Genomic DNA, 17,756 nt, shown 5'->3' with positions numbered 1-17,756 from the left:
GAGAAGAGAAGGGGGTGGAGGAAAGCGGTTCAGGCTGCCATCGCCAGGCTGGCGGTCTTGCTGGACGGGGCGACTGGCAGGCCGGTCTCGATGGGCAGGGTGTCGTCACGCGACCACTCGTTCCACGAGCCGAAGTACATGCGCACGTCCGAGAACCCGGCCTGCTTGAGCGCAAGGAAGGTGTTGGACGCGCGCGCGCCCTTGAAGCAATAGAGGTAGACCGTGTCGTCGGGCGCGATGCCGGCGGTGGCGCACTCGGCCTTCACCTCGTCCGGCGTCTTGAACACCGGGCCCTGGGCCGAGGGCTTCATGAAGCGGTACCACTCCACCCACTTGGCGCCGGGCAGGCGGCCCTTGCGCGGCGCGAAATCTTTGCCGTAGGGCGAAGAGCTGTCGCCGATCCACTCGTCCACATCGCGCACGTCGAGCAACACCGTGTCGGTGCCCAGCGCGGCCATCACATCGGCCTGCGTGAGCATCACGTCGCTCATCGGCAGCTCGGGGAAGGTGGCGGGCGTGGGCGTGGCCGCTTCGGTCGACACCGGCAGGCCGGCCGCCTTCCAGGCGCTGAAGCCGCCGTTGAGCACCTTGATCTTGGGGTAGCCCAGCCAGGTGAGCAGGTAGTAGCCCCGGCACGACTGGCCGTAGCCGCCGTTCATCGCGTCTTCGTAAAACACGGCCGTCTCGGCGCCCGAGAGGCCGGCCTTGCCCAGCGCGTCGGCAAAGGTGGCCTTGAGGGCCTGCAGGCCTTCGGGCGTGGAGGTGGCGAGAAACGTGAACACCTCGCGCAGGTTCACCGCGCCGGGAATGTGGCCGGCCGCAAAGGTGTCGGCGTCGCGGGTGTCGATGATCACCACCGGTTCGGCGGCTTGCATGGCGGCGAGTTGATCGGGTGCGATCAGGGTGGCTTCAATGCTCATGGGGACCTCTGAAAAAGGGCAAAGGCAGGATGGCCTGGGTGCTCTTTTGCAACGGTCGTGCCAGGGCGGCGCGCGGCTAAGTCAACGTGTTCAAGCCGTTGATTTATTTGGGTTTATGGGGATTTGGCGACCGAATGCGCCGGGTGCTGTCGCTGCTGAGAATCGCCACTGTGTTGACACACTGTCGACACAATGGAGGTGCTTTCGGTTGGGCGCCAGGATTTGCTGTTTGGGGTGCGGGAGGGCAATGCCGGGTTTTGACCCTGAGCAGACGTTCAGCTGTGTGACTGGTCAAGCATTTTCGGCCTATGATCTACGCAGGTGTCGAAGCAGCGCAGTCAGCAAGGTGTTTATGCCAACTCCTATAGAAGTGCATCATGATGTACTACGTAAATCATTCGACCAAATTATGAAATTCCGCGACTTTGCATAACAGCGGCGATGTGTTAATCCTTTGTATTGTCGTTTAACTCAAATTTCGCAAACAACCAAAGAGCACTGTTTCGCAGCTCGTTACGGTTACATCTTATAGCCAGTTTGCAAATATCTTTATGCCTGATAAACAACGCGCACCCAGAAATCGGACGCTCATCTGCTCAGCAGAGGAGATTGAAAGCTTGTCGAAAGAACTTGCCGTATTCGACCTCCCAGCAGCGCCAAGCGCTCTGGACGGTAAAGTAATCAATCAAGACCTTTTCGAGGTGGCGAAGTTTCTTCCTGAGGCATTTGCCGATCTCATAGTCCTCGACCCACCATACAACCTTTCCAAAAATTTCCATGGCCACGTCTTCAAGGGGAAAGAAAAGGATGAGTATGCTGAGTATTTCGGTGTGATCCTTGACGCCGTATTACCTGCCCTCAAACCGAATGGCACAGTTTACGTTTGCTCGGACTGGAGGACGTCAATGCACATTGCCCCAATTTTGGAAGATCGCCTTTGCGTCCGGAACCGGATCACCTGGGAGCGCGAAAAGGGTCGCGGGGCGAAGACCAATTGGAAGAACAATACCGAGGACATTTGGTTTTGCACAAAATCGAAAGGCGACGACTACATCTTTAATGTAGATGCCGTCAAGCTCAAACGGAAGGTAATTGCGCCTTACCGTGATGCCGAAGGAAGACCAAAAGATTGGGACGAAGATCAAGATGGCAACTACCGTCTCACACACCCATCGAACATCTGGACGGACATCACGATTCCATTTTGGTCGATGCCAGAGAACACGGATCATCCAACCCAAAAACCAGAAAAACTGATTGCTAAACTCGTGCTGGCGAGCACTAACGTGGGAAGCGTTGTTTTTGATCCTTTCCTCGGTAGCGGCACTACGGCGGTAGTCTGCAAAAAACTGTCGCGCCGGTTCGTGGGTGTAGAGCAAAACACCGAGTATTGCTGCTGGACGATGAAACGGCTCGCTCTCGCTGGTCTTGATCCCACTATCCAAGGTTACGCGGACGGAGTTTTTTGGGAGCGTAACTCGCTTGCCAATCAAAAGACGGAAGCAACTAAAGCAGCTCTAACAGCTTCACCAAAGGCTTCCGATTCCCTTTTGACAAAAGCAGATACGCCCGAAAAACCGGCTGAGGCCGCGAGGCGACGGGGGCGACCGCGCATGGTCCAGCCTGAGTCCACCGAAGAAACTCTGAATCTTTTCTAGATGAGCAAACTCCCTGCACTTCTCCAATTTGTAGCGACGCACCGTGGCATCAATGACAAAACCAAACTCACGAAGTTAATCGTGGAGAAGTTTGGCCTCACCCAAGATCGATCAGTCTATTACTGCAACGACTTCGCCATCCGGTTTTCGTCCGGTGCTGGCCCTAGCTTTTCAAACACGATTCTATCGTTGTCAAACTTGAAGAAGGTGGATCATATCCCCTTCCTCGTGTGCTTGGTCACTCCCACAGAAAACCACGTACTTGTCGCCAACTCGACCTTCTTGCGCAAGATCAGCCATTCAAGCCAACAACTCCGAGTAGATAATATCAGGGGTAGTTTCAATGGTTCCGATATCATTCGAGAGTTGGAAGGCATTTACAATGTGCCCGAGAACATCCAGAGGCTGTTCGATGTTCACCGAGAAATTGGTTTCGAGGACAATCTTCCACGCTTGGTGGAAGCGACAAACAACATTATCCCCACAGGACGCAAATTCATTGTCTCACCTGATGCTGAATTTCGCATCTTAGAAGCCCCGGAACGAGCGGCACGATTCGTCGCCTCGGCAGATGCGGTGGCGTTGAAACGAGAACTCGACGAGCGAGTCGAGCGATTCAAGAACGAAATCCTCGTCGCCTCAATGATCGAGAACGTGAACGTGCGAGGTCGTATTATCGAGTATCTTATTGCGGGCGAGGATGATGCCTTGCGTCAGCAGCTCATTACAACTTTGCAAAATCGGGAAACATCGAAAGGCATCCCGGCTTTCAAAACCAATAATACCCTCGGCGACTATCAACGAATCTTCGAAGAATACGTCACCGAGACTGACGTGAAGACCAAAATCATGGTGCTATCATCGAATCCAAAGGCCTACAACCTTGATAAAATATTGGAATTTCTGGCCACCGAAAAGACCGTATTCATGTTCTATTTCGTAGGTGTCGATCCGGCGAGGATCGCGAACACAGTACTGGTGTCCATGTTCCAGGCTGATTTGCTCGCGTCAACGATCTTGCTAAAGCACTGGAGTGGTCGGAACTCGCGAGGCGTATCGCAGTTTGAAGGCAGGACCATCGAATCTATTATCCGAAAGCCCCGGGCTGAGATTGACATAGACTATGCAAAGGGATTTTTACGTAATCTCATTGCGCTATAGCTTGATGGAATTGGAAATTCGGGTAAGGGCGGTACAGGTAAAGCACAGTACTCCTCACGGCCGATGTACTTCACACTTTTTTACGTTCATCAACTGTTGTTTGCTCTGGGCCGTGAGTGACATGCTCACCCCGACCGTCTTTGCAGATGAATCGGCACGCAATCCGTTCAGCCCGTCGTCTATCGGCAAACCAGGTCGTCAGCATCCAGCGCAGGCGGGCGCATCAGGTCTTCGTCGATGCCCATCACAGCGCTGGCCCGTTCGACGGCCCGCCACAGCAAGGGCGGCATCTTCAAAATCTCGTCGGGCGTGTCGGCCTGAGCGATCCAGCGGCTGATCTGTTGGTGCTCGTCGGGCGTCAGCAATGCCAGGTGCAGCATCTCGTCGATTGTTTTCATGGCGGCTTCGGATCGGTCTTGGGGGTCTTGGGGAATGGCACAGATGCTGTCACAGATCGCTGGCGCGGGCTTTCACTCCAGGCCTTCACCCCGGCCCTTCACCGCAAACCCGCCTTCCTCAGCCGGTAGCCAAACTGCCGCAGCGTGAGCCCCAGGCTTTGCGCCGCGCGCGACTGGTTGCCCTGGTGGCGGGTCAGCGCTTCTTGCAGGGTCTGCGCGTTGTGTGAGCCCGCGCTTTGGTAGTCGCGCACCAGCCCGGCGCCGGCGGGCTGGGCGGGCGCGATCGGGGCCGAGGCGGGCGCCGCGTCGGCCAGCGCCTCGGGCATGAAGCGCTCCAGCGCCGCGGCCGTCACCAGCGTGTGGTCGGCCAGCAGCACCAGGCGCTCGATCAAATTGCCCAGCTCGCGGATGTTGCCGGGCCAGTCGTGCGCTTCCAGCCGCGCCAGCGCGTCGGGCGCGAGGTTGACGTTGCGCTGGTGCGCCTGGTTGGCGCGGCTCACGAAATGCAGCGCCAGCGCGCGCACGTCTTCGCGCCGCTCGCGCAGGCTGGGCAGGCGGATCGGGATCACGTTGAGGCGGTAATACAGGTCCTGCCGGAAGCCGCCGGCCTGCACCTCGCGCGCCAGGTCGCGGTTGGTGGCCGCGACCAGCCGCACGTCGATGCGGATCTCGCGCGTGCCGCCCAGGCGCACCAGCGTGCCTTCCTGCAGGGTGCGCAGCAGCTTGCTCTGCATGGCCAGTGGCAGTTCGCCGATCTCGTCCAGGAAGATGGTGCCGCTGTTGGCCTGCTCGAACCAGCCCGCGCGCGCCGTGCTCGCGCCGGTGAAGGCACCGCGCTCGTAGCCGAACAGTTCCGATTCAAACAGCGTGTCCGGAATGGCCGAACAGTTGACCTTGATGAAAGGCTGGTCGCGCCGGCCGCTGGCCAGGTGCACCGCGCGGGCAAACAGCTCCTTGCCGGTGCCCGATTCGCCCAGCAGCAGCACCGTGGCCTGCGACTGCGAGACGCGCTCCAGCTCGCCCAGCGCCTGCAGCAGCGCGGGCGAGCGGCCGATCAGTCCGTAGCGCGCGCTGCCCACGTCGAGCGCGTGCTCCAGCGCTTCGTTGCGCGCGGCCAGTTGGCGCCGCTCTTCGGCCACCAGCTGCTCCAGCTGCAGCAGCTGGCCGGCCAGCGTGGCCAGGATGCGCAGCAGCGCCAGGTCGTCGTTCAGGTGGCGCTGGCGGCTGCGGATGCGGTGGCAGGCCAGCACGCCGACGGTGGCGCCGTTCACCTCGATCGGCAGCGCGATGAAGGCCACGGTCTGCGGCGGCATCTCGGTGCGAGTGACGGTGCGAAAGAGGAACAGCGGCTCGGCGTCCACATCCTGCACGATGGCCGGCAACCCGCTGGCCAGCACCCGCCCGGTGATGCCTTCGCCCCAGCGGAACACGCCGCGCGCCGCCTCAAGGGCGGTGAGGCCGTAGGCGTGGCGGACGGAGGCCGTGCGCTCCTGCCCCGGCACCGGTTCGTCGGCCAGCACCATGCGGCCCCGGTTCAGGCCCAGCAGCTCGCTCATGAGGTGCAGCATCTCGCGCAGCACGAAAGCCGGCGCCAGGCTGCGGCCCACCAGCTTCATCACCTCGCGCATGAGCAGCAGCTCCTGGGCGTGCCAGTCGGTGGCGGGGGTGTCGGGGTCGGTGCGGTGGGGGGGCATGCCCGGGGAGCTAGCAAACATCGCACCAGATGCGTGCGCTGGCGGTTGGCGGCTAAAATCATGGCCTCTCAAGGAGCGCTGCAGCGCCACCCCGACGCGCTTGTGTCGGGGCCGGTGTCAGGCTTGAGAGTCCGGGCTTTCATCGCCCTGCCGGCCAGACCGGCCCCAACGGCGCTCACCAGTTTCAGAACCCTTTCTGGTGAGCCCCATGTCCGACGTGATTTCTTCCGTACCCGTTCCCCCCATGCTGCTGTCCGGCCTGGAGCCGCTGCGCATCGGCGAAGGCAGCCTGTTCGTCAACGTGGGCGAGCGCACCAACGTCACCGGCTCCAAGGCCTTCGCCCGCATGATCCTGAACGGCGAGTACGAGCAGGCGCTGGCCGTGGCGCGCCAGCAGGTGGAAAACGGCGCGCAGGTGATCGACATCAACATGGACGAGGCCATGCTCGACAGCAAGGCCGCGATGGTGAAGTTCCTGAACCTGATCGCTGGCGAGCCCGACATCGCGCGCGTGCCGGTGATGGTGGACAGCTCGAAGTGGGAGGTGATCGAGGCCGGTCTGCGCTGCGTGCAGGGCAAGGGCGTCGTCAACTCGATCAGCATGAAAGAGGGCGTGGACGAGTTCAAGCGCCAGGCCGGGCTGGTCAAGCGCTACGGCGCCGCCGCGGTGGTGATGGCCTTCGACGAAAAGGGCCAGGCCGATACCTATCAACGCAAGATCGAGATCTGCGAGCGCGCCTACCGCATCCTGGTGGACGAGGTCGGCTTTCCGCCCGAAGACATCATCTTCGACCCCAACATTTTTGCGATTGCCACCGGCATCGAAGAGCACAACAACTACGCGGTCGATTTCATCAACGCCACGCGCTGGATCAAGCAACACCTGCCGGGTGCCAAGGTGAGCGGCGGCGTGTCCAACGTGTCGTTCAGCTTCCGCGGCAACGACCCGGTGCGCGAGGCCATCCACACCGTGTTCCTGTACCACGCCATCAAAGCCGGCATGGACATGGGCATCGTCAACGCCGGCATGGTGGGCGTGTACGACGAGCTGGAGCCCGAACTGCGCGAGCGGGTGGAAGACGTGGTCTTGAACCGCCGGCCCGACGCCGGCGAGCGGCTCGTTGAAGTGGCCGAAAACGCCAAGGGTGCGGCCAAGGACGACAGCAAGAAGAACGAGTGGCGCGCGCTGCCGATCCGCGAGCGCCTGAGCCACGCGCTGGTGCGCGGCATGAACGAGTTCATCAGCGAAGACACCGAGGAAATGTGGCGCGAGATCGAGCGCGACGGCGGCCGCCCGCTGAACGTGATCGAAGGCCCGCTGATGGACGGCATGAACGTGGTCGGCGACCTGTTCGGCCAGGGCAAGATGTTCCTGCCGCAGGTGGTGAAAAGCGCGCGCGTGATGAAGCAGGCCGTGGCCCACCTGCTGCCCTACATCGAAGCCGAAAAGCTGGCCCAGGCCGCCGCCGGCCAGGACGTGAAGACCAAGGGCAAGATCGTCATCGCCACCGTCAAGGGCGACGTGCACGACATCGGCAAGAACATCGTCACCGTCGTGCTCCAGTGCAACAACTTCGAGGTCGTGAACATGGGCGTGATGGTGCCCTGCCACGAGATCCTGGCCAAGGCCAGGGAAGAGGGCGCGGACATCGTGGGCCTCTCGGGCCTGATCACGCCCAGCCTCGAAGAGATGCAGTACGTGGCCAGCGAGATGGAGAAGGACGCGCACTTCCGCGAGAAGCAGATCCCGCTGCTGATCGGCGGCGCCACCTGCAGCCGCGTGCACACCGCCGTGAAGATCGCGCCGCACTACAGCGGCCCTGTGGTGTACGTGCCGGACGCGTCGCGCAGCGTGAGCGTGGCGCAGGGCCTGCTGAGCGACCAGGCTGCGACCTACATCGCCGAGCTCAACGCCGACTACAACAAGGTGCGCACACAACACGCCAACAAGAAGCAGGTCACGCTGTGGCCGCTGGACAAGGCGCGCGCCAACAAGACACCGATCGACTGGGCCAGCTTCAAACCCACCCAACCCAAGTTCATCGGCAAGCGCCAGTTCAAGAACTTCGACCTCGCCGAGATCGCGAAATACATCGACTGGGCGCCGTTCTTCCAGACCTGGGATTTGGCCGGCCCGTACCCCGCCATCCTGCAAGATGAAGTGGTGGGCGAGCAGGCGCGCAAGGTGTTTGCCGACGCGCAGGCCATGCTGAAGAAGATCATCGAAGGCCGCTGGCTCAGCGCCAACGGCGTGATCGGCCTCTACCCGGCCAACACGGTGAACGACGACGACATCCAGCTCTACACCGACGAAACCCGCAGCCAGGTCGCGCTCACCTGGCACGGCCTGCGCCAGCAGACCGAGAAGCAGGACGTGGACGGCGTCATGCGCCCGAGCCGCTGCCTGGCCGACTTCGTGGCGCCCAAGGGCGTGGCCGACGACTACGTGGGCCTGTTCGCCGTCACCGCCGGCCTGGGCGCCGAGAAGAAAGAGCAGCAGTTCCTCGATGCGCACGACGACTACAACGCCATCCTGTTCAAGGCGCTGGCCGACCGCCTGGCCGAGTCCTTCGCCGAGTGCCTGCACCACCGCGTGCGCACCGACCTCTGGGGCTACGCGGCCGATGAAGCGCTCGGTAGCGAAGACCTGATCAAGGAGAAGTACCAGGGCATCCGCCCCGCGCCCGGCTACCCGGCCTGCCCGGACCACTCGGTCAAGCGCGCGATGTTCGCGCTGCTGCAGGCCGACGAGATCGGCATGGCCCTGACCGAAAGCCTCGCCATGACGCCCGCCGCCAGCGTCAGCGGCTTCTACCTGAGCCACCCCGACAGCACCTACTTCAACGTCGGCAAGCTGGGCGATGACCAGGTGCAGGACCTGGCGCAGCGCAGCGGCGTGGCCGAGGGTGAGCTCAAGCGCTGGCTCGGCACCAACCTCTGAGCACCCCGACCGGACGTCCGTTCCGGGCGCCGACCAACCGCCCGCGCCAGTGATTCACCCGCTGGCACGCCGGCGGTTGTGCACCTGTCGCACGCCGTGCTAGAAAGCGCCCTGAGCTTCAGCGGGTGGATGAACCATGGTGGTGTGTCAGGCGTGCGGTGCGGAGAACCGGGACAGGGCAAGGTTTTGCCGGGGATGCACTGCGCCCCTGGCACCGGTTGCCGTGCCCCATGCGGCTCACACGCGCCCCCTGCCATCGAAGCCCGTCTGCCCGGCCTGTCAGACGAACAACCCGGCCACCGCCCGGTTTTGTCAGGCTTGCGGTGTGCCCCTCTTGCCCGCTTCTGCGTCGCACCGTTCGATGCCGGCGTTGCCGGCCGCGGGTGCCGCGAAACGGAAGGTGGTGCTCTGGGGGCTGGTGCTGGTGCTCGCGGGCGTCGGCACCTGGTGGAAGCTGAGCCACACCAGCGGGTCGGCATCGCGGGCCGCCACGCCCGAGGCCACCGCACCGGCGCCAGCGAAAGGACCTGCGGCGCTGGCCCCGGCGCAGACCCAGGCAGCCCCCGGAGGGTTCGTCACGGTGGACCTCGCCGACACCTTACCGGCGCCCGGCGACGCGGCGCACCTCTCGGAGGCCGAGCGCCTGCGGCTGTCGCTGGAACGCCTGGAGCGCGAGGACCGGGCACACACCGCAGCGCTGGAGCAACAGCGCGCGGCCGCGGCGGCGGAGCAGCACCGGCGCGCCGAGCTGGCCAGGCGCCGCGCCGAAGCCACAGCGGCGGCCACGGCAGCGGCTTCTGCCGCCCCGGCGGCACCCACAGCGGCATCGCCGCCACAGCCCTCGGCGGCGACGCCAGCGGTGGCAACAACCGGAGCCGCCGCGCCGCCCGCGGCGCCGGCCGCCACGGTGGAACTCGCCTGCGCCAGCAGCAGCAACTTTTTCACCCGGGACCTGTGTCGCCTGCGCGAGTGCGGCAAAGCGTCGTTTGCCCGTGACCCGACCTGCGTCAGGTTCCGTGAGATGGAAGAGGACCGCCGAAGCGCGTCGGCACAGTGAACATCTGGGCCACCAGCCGGTGCTCGCCGCCGGGTGGCAGCGTCACCACCTCGTCCGCCGCGTTGGCGGTTTCCACGCAGACAAAGCGCCGGTAGTCGCCGTCCGCCAGGTCGGCCATGCCGGCCGCCAGCGCCGCCCCCGGGTTCCACACCACGGCGGTGCGGCTGCCCTCGGCGCTGATGCGCAGCGTATGGCCTGAAGCGCCATCCACGATGTCCAGTTCGGCGGGTGCCCCGGTGTAGATGCGGTCCACTTCGCCCGCGAAGCGCACCGCGCCTTGCTGCTGTGTGATCGCGCCGTGGGCGCCGGCGGCCTTGTCCAGGTAGCGGCAGCCGTCGAGCCCGTTCACGGTGGTTTGCGCCACATCGCTCACGGCGAGGTAGGTGTGCAGCGCCTGCGTGATGGCGAAGGGTGCCCCGCCCGTGTTGCGCGTGCTCAGCGATAGCCGCAGCGCGGCGCCCACCGTGATCTCCAGTGTCAGCTCAAAGGCGTGGGGCCAGACGGCGCGTGTGTCGGGTGTGTCCGTCAGCGCCAGGGTGAGGCGGGTGGCGCCATCCGGCAGGGTCGCCGTGCTGGCCACCGACCACAGGCGCGTGCGCGCCAGGCCGTGGTTGGGCCGACCCAGCGCTTGCGGGTCGGCGCCGAACCAGGGCCAGCACACCGGCACGCCGCCCCGGATCGCCTTGCCGGTCTGGTACGTGGCCTGTGGGCTCACGAACAGCAGGTCGCTGACGGCACCGCGCTGCCGGAACCGCAACACCTGGCCGCCATAGACCGACACCTGCGCCTCGGCGTGCCCGTTGTGGATCTGCACGAAAGGCAGGCCACCAGGCCCTGCGGCAAACCGCAGCTGGCCGGGCAGCCCGTGGCGGGCGTTCAGGGTGTCGAGAAGGGCGGTGTCGGGTGCGTCCATGGCCCCGACTGTAGCGGGCGGGGCCGGTGCCGCCTCAGGTGCGGCGGCCCGTGGGGCGGACGGCGGCCTTCCAATAACCGAACTCGTCCTCGTGCACGTCAATGTCCAGCTCTTGCGTCCGGGCCAGCATGCGCTCCTGGGCATCGGCCACCGCCCGGTTGTAGACGCAGGGGCCAATCTCTTTCAGGAAGAAGTTCAGCAAGCCACCCGCGGCCACGTTGCCGATGGGCTCGTCCATGTGTTCGCGGAAATAGCGTTCGATGGAGCTGATCGCCTGCTGGCGGGCTTCTTTGGAGAGTTCGATGGTCATGGTGGGTGGCCTTGTGCTGGCATGGGTGCTGGGCGTGTCGAGCGGATGTTTCGGCGAGGTCGGGGGGCGGAAGTCGAACACGTTGTCCTGCCAGAGGGCGTGAACATCGAAGGCAATGTCTCTGCGGGGGGTGGCGGTGCGGTCGACCTGCGCTTCGCTGACACCGGTCCCGCGAGCTGTCGGCGCTCAGCCCAGGCGCGCCATCAACAACAGCCCGGCACCGGCGAAGAGCGCGATCCACAGGGTCTCGGTGACCAGCATGGCCACGGGCATCCAGCCAAGCCGGAACAGGTCCTCGAAACTGGTCTTCACCCCGGCCGCGGCAATCGCCACCACCAGCAGCCAGCGTGAAGCCTGGCTGGCCGTGCTGGAAACCGCCGCAGGTACCAGACCCGAAGTGGCGAGCAGCATGCACACGATGAACGCCAGCAGAAAACCCGGTACCAGCGGTACCGACAGGTCTTCGGACGCCTTGTCGACGGCACCGGCGGCGCTGGCGGGCGGGCGCATCGCCATGGCCACGAGCAGCACCACGGGCATCAGCAGCATCACGCGGAACACCTTGATCACGGTGGCACTGTCGGCTGCGGCCGTGTCGCCCGCATTCGACAGCATCATGCCGGCGGCCACCACCTGGGCCACGTCATGGATGGTGGCGCCGAAGAACACGCCGGCTTGTGCGGGTGTCAGGCCCATCAGGGAGGAAGCCAGGGGGTACAGCACCATGGCAAGGGTGGACAACAGCGTCACGCCGACCACGGCCAGCAGCGTGAAGCGCTCGTTCTCGCGGGTCTGGGGCAGCACGGAGGAGACGGCCAGCGCGGCGGAGGCGCCGCAGATGCCCACGGCGCAGCCTGAGACCAGACCCTCGGCCACCGGGCGGCGCAGCAGGTGGGCCAGCAACAGGCCCAGGGCGATGGTGGAGACCACACCCAGGGCGGTGAGTGCGCCGGTGCCCCAGCCCAGGGCGGAGATCTGGGTGAACGTGATGCGCAGGCCCAGCAGGGCGACGCCGGCGCGCAACAGGGTGCGCCCGCAGAAATCGATGCCAGGCCGGATTTTGGGGTCGCGCGAGAGGAAGTGAAAGGCCAGGCCGATGAGCAGGGCATAGAGCAGCTGAGGGCCACCGTAGTGCTCGGCCACGAAGGTGGCCGACAGCGCCACCACGGCGCACAGCAGCAGGCCCGGGGCGAGGCGCCGGGCACGGTTCCAGGGGGCGCGCCACATGCTCAGGTGTTCCAGAGCTGCTGGTTGGCCAGGGGGTTGGCCCCCAGGCCCACGGAAATGCACTGTGCCGCCGCCACCACCGGGCCTGCGAGGGCCTTGAACATGGACGGCTTGATGCGCGCGATGGGGCCCGAGATGCCGACGGCGGCGATCACATGGCCCTGGATGTCGCGGATCGGTGCGCCAATTCCGCCCACGCTCTCGCGCCACTCGCCGCGGTTGACGGCGTAGCCCTGCTTGCGCACCCGATCCATCTCGCGCAGGAAGGCCGCTTCTTCAACGATGGTGCGGGGCGTGTAGCGCTCGATGCCGCTCGCCAGATCGGCCAAGCGCGCCGCGCCCAGCCAGGCGAGCAGGGCCTTGCCCGTGGCCACGCAATGCGCTGGCGCGCGGCCGCCGATCTGGCTGTAGGCGCGCACCGGTTCGTGGCTCTCGATCTTGTGCACGTACACGACTTCGGCGCCATCCAGCACCGACAGGTGGACGGTCTCACGCGTCTGCTCCAGCAGGGCCTCCATGTACGGCTGAGCAATCCGCCGCAGGTCCAGCCCCTCCAGCACCGAGCTGCCCAGTTCCCACAGCCGCACCGACGCGGCGTAACCCCGGGTGGCCGGGTCGTGCTGTACGTATTTCAGCTCGACCAGCCCCTGCAGCAGGCGGTGCGCATGGCTCTTGGCGATGCCCAGCTGTGCTGCCAGCTCCGTGACGCCCAGGGGCCTTTGCGCGCGGGCCACGACCTCCAGCAGTGCCAGGCCCTTGATCAGCGTGTTGTTCATGGCCCCACCCTCCCGGTGGCAGATCCGGTGGTTCGTTCAGATGTTCGGTGCATATGCAAATTCTATGAAGTTCTACAAAACGGAACATTTGTCCCTTATTTGGGAACGCCGTAAATTTTCGGCATGAATCCTCCAATCTCAATCCGGATGCGCCAACCCGATGTGGCGCGCAGGCAGGTGTCCCGATGACCGGTGCACTCCCACTTCTGCAAGGTGTCCAGGTGGTCGAGTTCTGCCAGGTTGCCGCGGGGCCCTTCTGCGGCATGTTGCTGGCCGACTTCGGCGCCTCGGTCACCAAGGTCGAGCCGCCCGAGGGCGATGCCATGCGCCAGTGGCCACCGCTGACCCAGGGCTACAGCGAGAACTTCGCCTCCATCAACCGGGGGAAGAAATCGGTGGTGCTGGACCTGAAGAATCCCGTGGACCGCGACCTGGCGCGCGACCTGGTGCTGCGGTCCGACGTGCTGGTCGAGAACACGCGCCCCGGCGTGATGCGGCGCCTGGGGCTGGACTGGGACTGGTTTGCTTCGCGCAAGCCGTCACTGATCTACTGCTCGATCTCGGCCTACGGGCAGGACGGCCCGCGCGGAGCCGAAGGCGGGTTCGACCTGACCATCCAGGCCGGTGCCGGCGTCATGAGCGTCACGGGCGAGCCCGACGGCGCACCGGTCAAGGCTGGCGTGCCGATCGCCGACTTTGCTTCCGGGCTGTATGCGGCCTATGCGATCAGCGCCATGCTCAGCCGGGTGCGCGCCGGTGGTCCGGGCGGCTGGATCGACGTGCCGATGGTCGGCGCGACCATCGCCATCTCGGCGTTGCAGACCAGCGAGTATTTCGGCACCGGCCAGAACCCCCGCAAGCTGGGGTCGGCCCATCCGCGCAACGCGCCTTACCAGGCCTACCAGGCCAGCGACGGCTGGTTCGCGATCGCCGCGGGCAACAACAAGCTGTGGCGTTCGGTGTGCGATGTCGTCGGCACGGCCGAACTGCTCGACGACCCGCGCTTCACCACCCCCACGCTGCGCGCCGCCAACCAGGCGGCCCTGAAGGCGCTGCTCGACGGTCCCTTCGCGGCGCGGCCCGTGGCCCACTGGCTCGAACACTTCGCCGCGGCCGGCGTGCCCAGCGCGCCGATCAACGGTTATGCCGAGGCCCTGGCCGATCCGCAGACCGTGCACCTGCAGCTGGTGCGCGACATGACGCTGCCCAATGGCCGCGCCACGCGTACCGTGGGTTCGCCGATCCGCATCAACGGCGAACCCATCCCGCACGAAACCCGTCCGCCCGCCCTGGGCGAAGACACCGAGGCCCTCAAGGCCTTGCTCCGGAAAGACTGAGCCATGACGAACCCGACGAACCCGACGGACACCGAGACCGACACCATCCGCCCGCTGCGCGAGTTCGTGGCTGGCATGACCGCGCTGGTCGGGCAGGACCTGCCCGAGGGCGCGCTGCTGCCGCAGGTCCGAACGCTGATGGCCCAACTGATCGCCAGTGACCGCTGGCTGCCCGAGGCCTTTGCCCAGCCCGGCCAGGGCACCTACGCCCAGCACCTGCTGCATTGCGATCCGCTGGAGCGTTTCTCCGTGGTGAGCTTTGTCTGGGGGCCGGGGCAGCGCACGCCGGTCCACAACCACACCGTCTGGGGCGTGGTCGGCGTGCTGCGCGGGCAGGAGACCTGCGACGAGTTCGAGCCCACGGCCGACGGCGTGCGCTCCACGGGCCTGACCCACGCGCTGAAGGCCGGGGCCATCGAGGCCGTCTCGCCCACGGTGGGCGACTGGCACCGCGTGGGCAATGCGCTGGAGGGCCAGTCCTCGATCAGCATCCACGTCTATGGCGGCAACATTGGCGCGATCCACCGCAGCCTGCTCGACGCCGATGGCGTGGAACGGCCTTTCGTCTCGGGCTACTCGTCCACCGTGGTGCCCAACCTGTGGGACCGTTCGGCCGAAGCCCGCAAGGCGGTGTCCTGATGCTGCGGCACGAACGGCATGACCGCACGGCGGTGCTGACGCTGGACCGTCCCGCGCGAGGCAACGCGCTGTCGGTCGAGCTGGTGGACGCGTTGCTGGAACAGGTGCTGCAACTCAGCAGCGACCCCGGCGTCGACAGCCTGGTGTTCCAGGCCAGCGGCGCGCATTTCTGCACCGGCTTCGATCTCTCCGACCTGGCCACCAGCAGCGAGGCCGACCTGCTGCAGCGCTTCGTGCGGGTGGAGCAACTGCTGCAGGCCGTCTGGCAGGCGCCCATCCGCACCATCGCGCTGGCGCAGGGTCGCACTTGGGGCGCGGGCGCCGACCTGTTTGCCGCCTGCGAGCTGCGCCTGGCCACGCCAGGAGCCAGCTTCCGTTTTCCCGGCGCGCGCTTCGGCATCGTGCTGGGCACGCGGCGGCTGGCCGAGCGAGTCGGTGGCGACGCCGCGCGCCGCTGGGTGCTCGACAGCGCCCACGTCGATGCCGGGGCCGCCTGCGCGGCGGGGCTGGCCACGGACCTCGTGGAGGCGGAGCACCTCGCCGAGGCATGGCGCGAGCACCTGCCCGGACCCATCGACCGCACCACCGCCGGCGCCATCCGGCGACTCACCCGGGCCGATGCCGCCGGGCGTGACATGGACGAACTGGTGGCCTCCGCTGCGCGGCCCGGACTGAAACAACGCATGACCGATTACTTGGCCGCACTGCGCGCCTGAAAGCCCGACCCATGAACAACGCCAAAGCCTTCTCCAACGTCCGCATCCTGGACTTCACCCACTACCTGGCCGGCCCCTTTGGCACGTTCCAGCTCGCGCTGCAGGGCGCCGATGTGATCAAGATCGAGCCGCAGGGCGGGGACGGCATGCGCCTGTCACCGGTGTCCAAGACCTGGTCGGATCGCGGTCTGTCACCCGGCTGGATGGCCGTCAATGCCAACAAGCGCAGCATGGTGCTGGACCTGTCCAAGCCCGAGGCCGTGGAGATCATCCACAAACTGGCGGCCGAGGCCGACGTGGTCTGCGAGAACTTCCGCCCCGGCGTGCTGGAGCGCCTGGGCATGGGCTACCAGCAGCTCAGCGCACTCAACCCGCGCCTGATCTACTGCGCCATCTCCGGCTTCGGCAGCACCGGGCCCGAGCGGGGCACGGCCAGCTTCGACGGCAAGATCCAGGCCATGTCCGGGCTGATGTCGCTTACGGGAGACCCCGAGGGCGGTCCCATGCGCGCTGGCTTTGCCGCCGCCGACGTGACGGCCGGCATGATGGCCGCGTTCGCCGTGGCCACGGCGCTCTACCAGCGCACGCACACCGGCGAAGGGCAGTTCGTTGACGTGTCCATGCTGGACTCGATGCTGAACTTTCTCAGCCTGCCTGTGGCCGAGTACACGGTGGATGGTTTCCGGCACACCCAGTTCGGCAACCGCTCGGTGAGCCGCAAGCCTACCGCGGACCGCTTCCGCTGCGGCGATGGCTTCATCGTGCTAGCGGTGCTGACCGACAAGCAGTTCAACAAGATGCTGGAAGCCCTGGGGCGTGCCGACCTGCTGGACGACGCGCGCTTTGCCGACTGGTTCACCCGTACCGAGAACGCCCAGGTGTTGCGCGAGATCATCGAAAGCGCGATGGATGGCGGCGACCCCAAGGTCTGGGAACAACGCCTGACCGCCGCCGACGTGCCCTGCGCCACCGTGTACACCCTGCCGGAGATCCTGGCGCATCCGCAGGTGGTGCATCGCGGCCTGCTGCGCGAGACCGCAACCCCCCACGGCCCGGTGCAACTGGTCGGGCCCGCCTTCACCCTGGCGCATGGCAGCGGCGGCATCGACCGGCCGGCCGTGCTGCCGGGCGCCAACACCGACGAGATCCTGTCCGAACTCGGTTACCCCGAGGCCGAGGTGGCCCGCCTGCACCAGGTCGGCGTCGTCTGAACCTTCACCCTTCCACTGCCCATTCACGACGCAAGGAATCCTTCATGGAAAAAGTCTCCGTCACCGATTTCCCCGACGGCACCACGCTGATCGCCATCAACCGCCCGGAAAAGCGCAACGCCATCTGCGCCACCACGGCCATCGAACTGCAACAGGCCTTCGCCGCCTTTGACGCCACCGACAGCCAGCGTGTGGCCGTCGTCACGGGCACCGGTGACGCTGCTTTTTCCGGTGGCGCTGACCTCACCAACATTCCCGAGCTCTGGCGCTGCATTCCCACGGTGGGCATCACCACTGAAAAGCCCGTGATTGCCGCCGTGGGCGGGCACTGCGTCGGCGGGGCCCTGGTGCTGGTGATGATGTGCGACCTGCTGGTCGCCGCCGACAACGCGAAGTTCTCCTACCCCGAGGCGGCCGTGGGGTTCACCGGCGGGATGATCGCCGGTCTGGCCGCGCGCATCCCGCACAAGGTGGCCATGGAGATGATCCTGCTGTGCAAGACGCTGGACGCACAGCGTGCCTACCACGTGGGCCTGGCTAACGAAATCGTTCCCACCGGGCAGCAGGTGGAGCGTGCGCTGGCCATGGCGCGCGAGATTGCCACCTTCTCGCCCCTGGTGCTCAGGACGCTCAAGCGTTTTGTGAACGAGGGCGTGTTGCCGCAGGGCCCGTCCGAGCGCATGGCCCGGGCCAACCGCGACCTCGCCATCGTGCGCGACAGCGCCGACGCCGAGGAATCGCTGCGGGCCTTCAAGGAAAAGCGCCGCCCCAGTTTCCAGGGCCGATGAACCTCCACCT

16 protein-coding genes, 1 pseudogene and 1 riboswitch are annotated in these 17,756 nt (G+C 65.5%); of the genes and pseudogenes, 10 read left to right on the top strand and 7 right to left on the bottom strand.

All coding sequences use genetic code 11. The features are described 5' to 3' along the window. Positions 1 to 29 precede the first annotated feature (29 nt). Positions 30 to 920, bottom strand: a complete 891-nt coding sequence (locus AC0GNO_RS14475) for a sulfurtransferase (protein ID WP_472904443.1) — start codon at positions 918 to 920, stop codon at positions 30 to 32. 617 nt (positions 921 to 1,537) lie between these two features. On the opposite strand from AC0GNO_RS14475, the gene AC0GNO_RS14470 reads away from it, so the two are divergent. Further along, positions 1,538 to 2,578: a DNA-methyltransferase gene (locus tag AC0GNO_RS14470; protein WP_472904442.1), complete on the top strand. Its 1,041-nt coding sequence runs from the start codon at positions 1,538 to 1,540 to the stop codon at positions 2,576 to 2,578. Next, positions 2,579 to 3,739, top strand: a complete 1,161-nt coding sequence (locus tag AC0GNO_RS14465; RefSeq protein WP_472904441.1) for a hypothetical protein — start codon at positions 2,579 to 2,581, stop codon at positions 3,737 to 3,739. A 179-nt stretch (positions 3,740 to 3,918) separates the two neighbouring features. Here the strand turns inward: AC0GNO_RS14465 and AC0GNO_RS14460 are convergent, their stop codons facing one another. After that, positions 3,919 to 4,137 carry a hypothetical protein gene (locus AC0GNO_RS14460; RefSeq protein WP_472904440.1) on the bottom strand — a complete coding sequence of 73 codons (219 nt, stop codon included), beginning with the start codon at positions 4,135 to 4,137 and terminating at the stop codon, positions 3,919 to 3,921. A 98-nt stretch (positions 4,138 to 4,235) separates the two neighbouring features. After that, positions 4,236 to 5,831 carry a sigma-54-dependent Fis family transcriptional regulator gene (locus tag AC0GNO_RS14455; RefSeq protein WP_472904439.1) on the bottom strand — a complete coding sequence of 532 codons (1,596 nt, stop codon included), beginning with the start codon at positions 5,829 to 5,831 and terminating at the stop codon, positions 4,236 to 4,238. Positions 5,832 to 5,895: 64 nt separating this feature from the next. Beyond that, positions 5,896 to 6,015: riboswitch (S-adenosyl-L-homocysteine riboswitch) on the top strand. Positions 6,016 to 6,075: 60 nt separating this feature from the next. On the opposite strand from AC0GNO_RS14455, the gene metH reads away from it, so the two are divergent. The 3 genes and pseudogenes from metH (at position 6,076) to AC0GNO_RS14440 (ending at position 9,829) form a co-directional block, all read left to right on the top strand. Then, positions 6,076 to 8,772 (top strand): methionine synthase, encoded by a 2,697-nt coding sequence (gene metH / locus AC0GNO_RS14450; RefSeq protein WP_472904556.1) that lies wholly within the window; start codon positions 6,076 to 6,078, stop codon positions 8,770 to 8,772. 136 nt (positions 8,773 to 8,908) lie between these two features. Next, positions 8,909 to 9,085 (top strand): annotated as a pseudogene (locus AC0GNO_RS14445) (DUF7577 domain-containing protein); the annotation flags it as partial. Positions 9,086 to 9,097: 12 nt separating this feature from the next. After that, a complete protein-coding gene (locus AC0GNO_RS14440) occupies positions 9,098 to 9,829 on the top strand; it encodes a hypothetical protein (protein WP_472904562.1) in 732 nt (243 codons plus the stop codon). On the opposite strand, the gene AC0GNO_RS14435 is transcribed toward AC0GNO_RS14440, so the two are convergent. The 4 genes from AC0GNO_RS14435 to AC0GNO_RS14420 form a co-directional block, all read right to left on the bottom strand. Next, positions 9,780 to 10,742: a D-hexose-6-phosphate mutarotase gene (locus AC0GNO_RS14435; protein ID WP_472904438.1), complete on the bottom strand. Its 963-nt coding sequence runs from the start codon at positions 10,740 to 10,742 to the stop codon at positions 9,780 to 9,782. The two genes, AC0GNO_RS14440 and AC0GNO_RS14435, sit on opposite strands and share 50 nt — an antisense overlap. A 34-nt stretch (positions 10,743 to 10,776) precedes the next feature. Then, positions 10,777 to 11,052, bottom strand: coding sequence for a DUF2164 domain-containing protein (locus AC0GNO_RS14430; RefSeq protein ID WP_472904437.1), 276 nt, complete (start codon positions 11,050 to 11,052; stop codon positions 10,777 to 10,779). A gap of 186 nt (positions 11,053 to 11,238) precedes the next feature. After that, complete coding sequence (locus tag AC0GNO_RS14425) at positions 11,239 to 12,279, bottom strand: YeiH family protein (RefSeq protein ID WP_472888298.1); 1,041 nt, start codon at positions 12,277 to 12,279, stop codon at positions 11,239 to 11,241. A gap of 2 nt (positions 12,280 to 12,281) precedes the next feature. Continuing rightward, entirely contained in the window at positions 12,282 to 13,055 is a 774-nt protein-coding gene (locus tag AC0GNO_RS14420) for an IclR family transcriptional regulator (protein ID WP_472888297.1), read from the bottom strand. A 185-nt stretch (positions 13,056 to 13,240) separates the two neighbouring features. Between AC0GNO_RS14420 and AC0GNO_RS14415 the strand changes: the two genes are divergently transcribed. Genes AC0GNO_RS14415 through AC0GNO_RS14395 form a run of 5 tightly spaced genes read left to right on the top strand, consistent with a single transcriptional unit; the run spans position 13,241 to position 17,746 of the window. Beyond that, positions 13,241 to 14,392 carry a CaiB/BaiF CoA transferase family protein gene (locus tag AC0GNO_RS14415; RefSeq protein ID WP_472888296.1) on the top strand — a complete coding sequence of 384 codons (1,152 nt, stop codon included), beginning with the start codon at positions 13,241 to 13,243 and terminating at the stop codon, positions 14,390 to 14,392. A 3-nt stretch (positions 14,393 to 14,395) separates the two neighbouring features. Beyond that, positions 14,396 to 15,031, top strand: a complete 636-nt coding sequence (locus tag AC0GNO_RS14410) for a cysteine dioxygenase family protein (RefSeq protein WP_472904436.1) — start codon at positions 14,396 to 14,398, stop codon at positions 15,029 to 15,031. Then, positions 15,031 to 15,747, top strand: coding sequence for an enoyl-CoA hydratase/isomerase family protein (locus AC0GNO_RS14405; protein ID WP_177134183.1), 717 nt, complete (start codon positions 15,031 to 15,033; stop codon positions 15,745 to 15,747). Before AC0GNO_RS14410 ends, AC0GNO_RS14405 begins: the two co-directional genes overlap by 1 nt. Positions 15,748 to 15,758: 11 nt before the next feature. Beyond that, positions 15,759 to 16,958: a CaiB/BaiF CoA transferase family protein gene (locus tag AC0GNO_RS14400; RefSeq protein WP_472888294.1), complete on the top strand. Its 1,200-nt coding sequence runs from the start codon at positions 15,759 to 15,761 to the stop codon at positions 16,956 to 16,958. 44 nt (positions 16,959 to 17,002) lie between these two features. Beyond that, positions 17,003 to 17,746 (top strand): enoyl-CoA hydratase/isomerase family protein, encoded by a 744-nt coding sequence (locus AC0GNO_RS14395; RefSeq protein WP_472888293.1) that lies wholly within the window; start codon positions 17,003 to 17,005, stop codon positions 17,744 to 17,746. Positions 17,747 to 17,756 lie beyond the last annotated feature (10 nt).

Source organism: Hydrogenophaga sp. L310, assembly GCF_055703065.1.
This window is presented reverse-complemented; position numbering and strand designations above follow the sequence as displayed.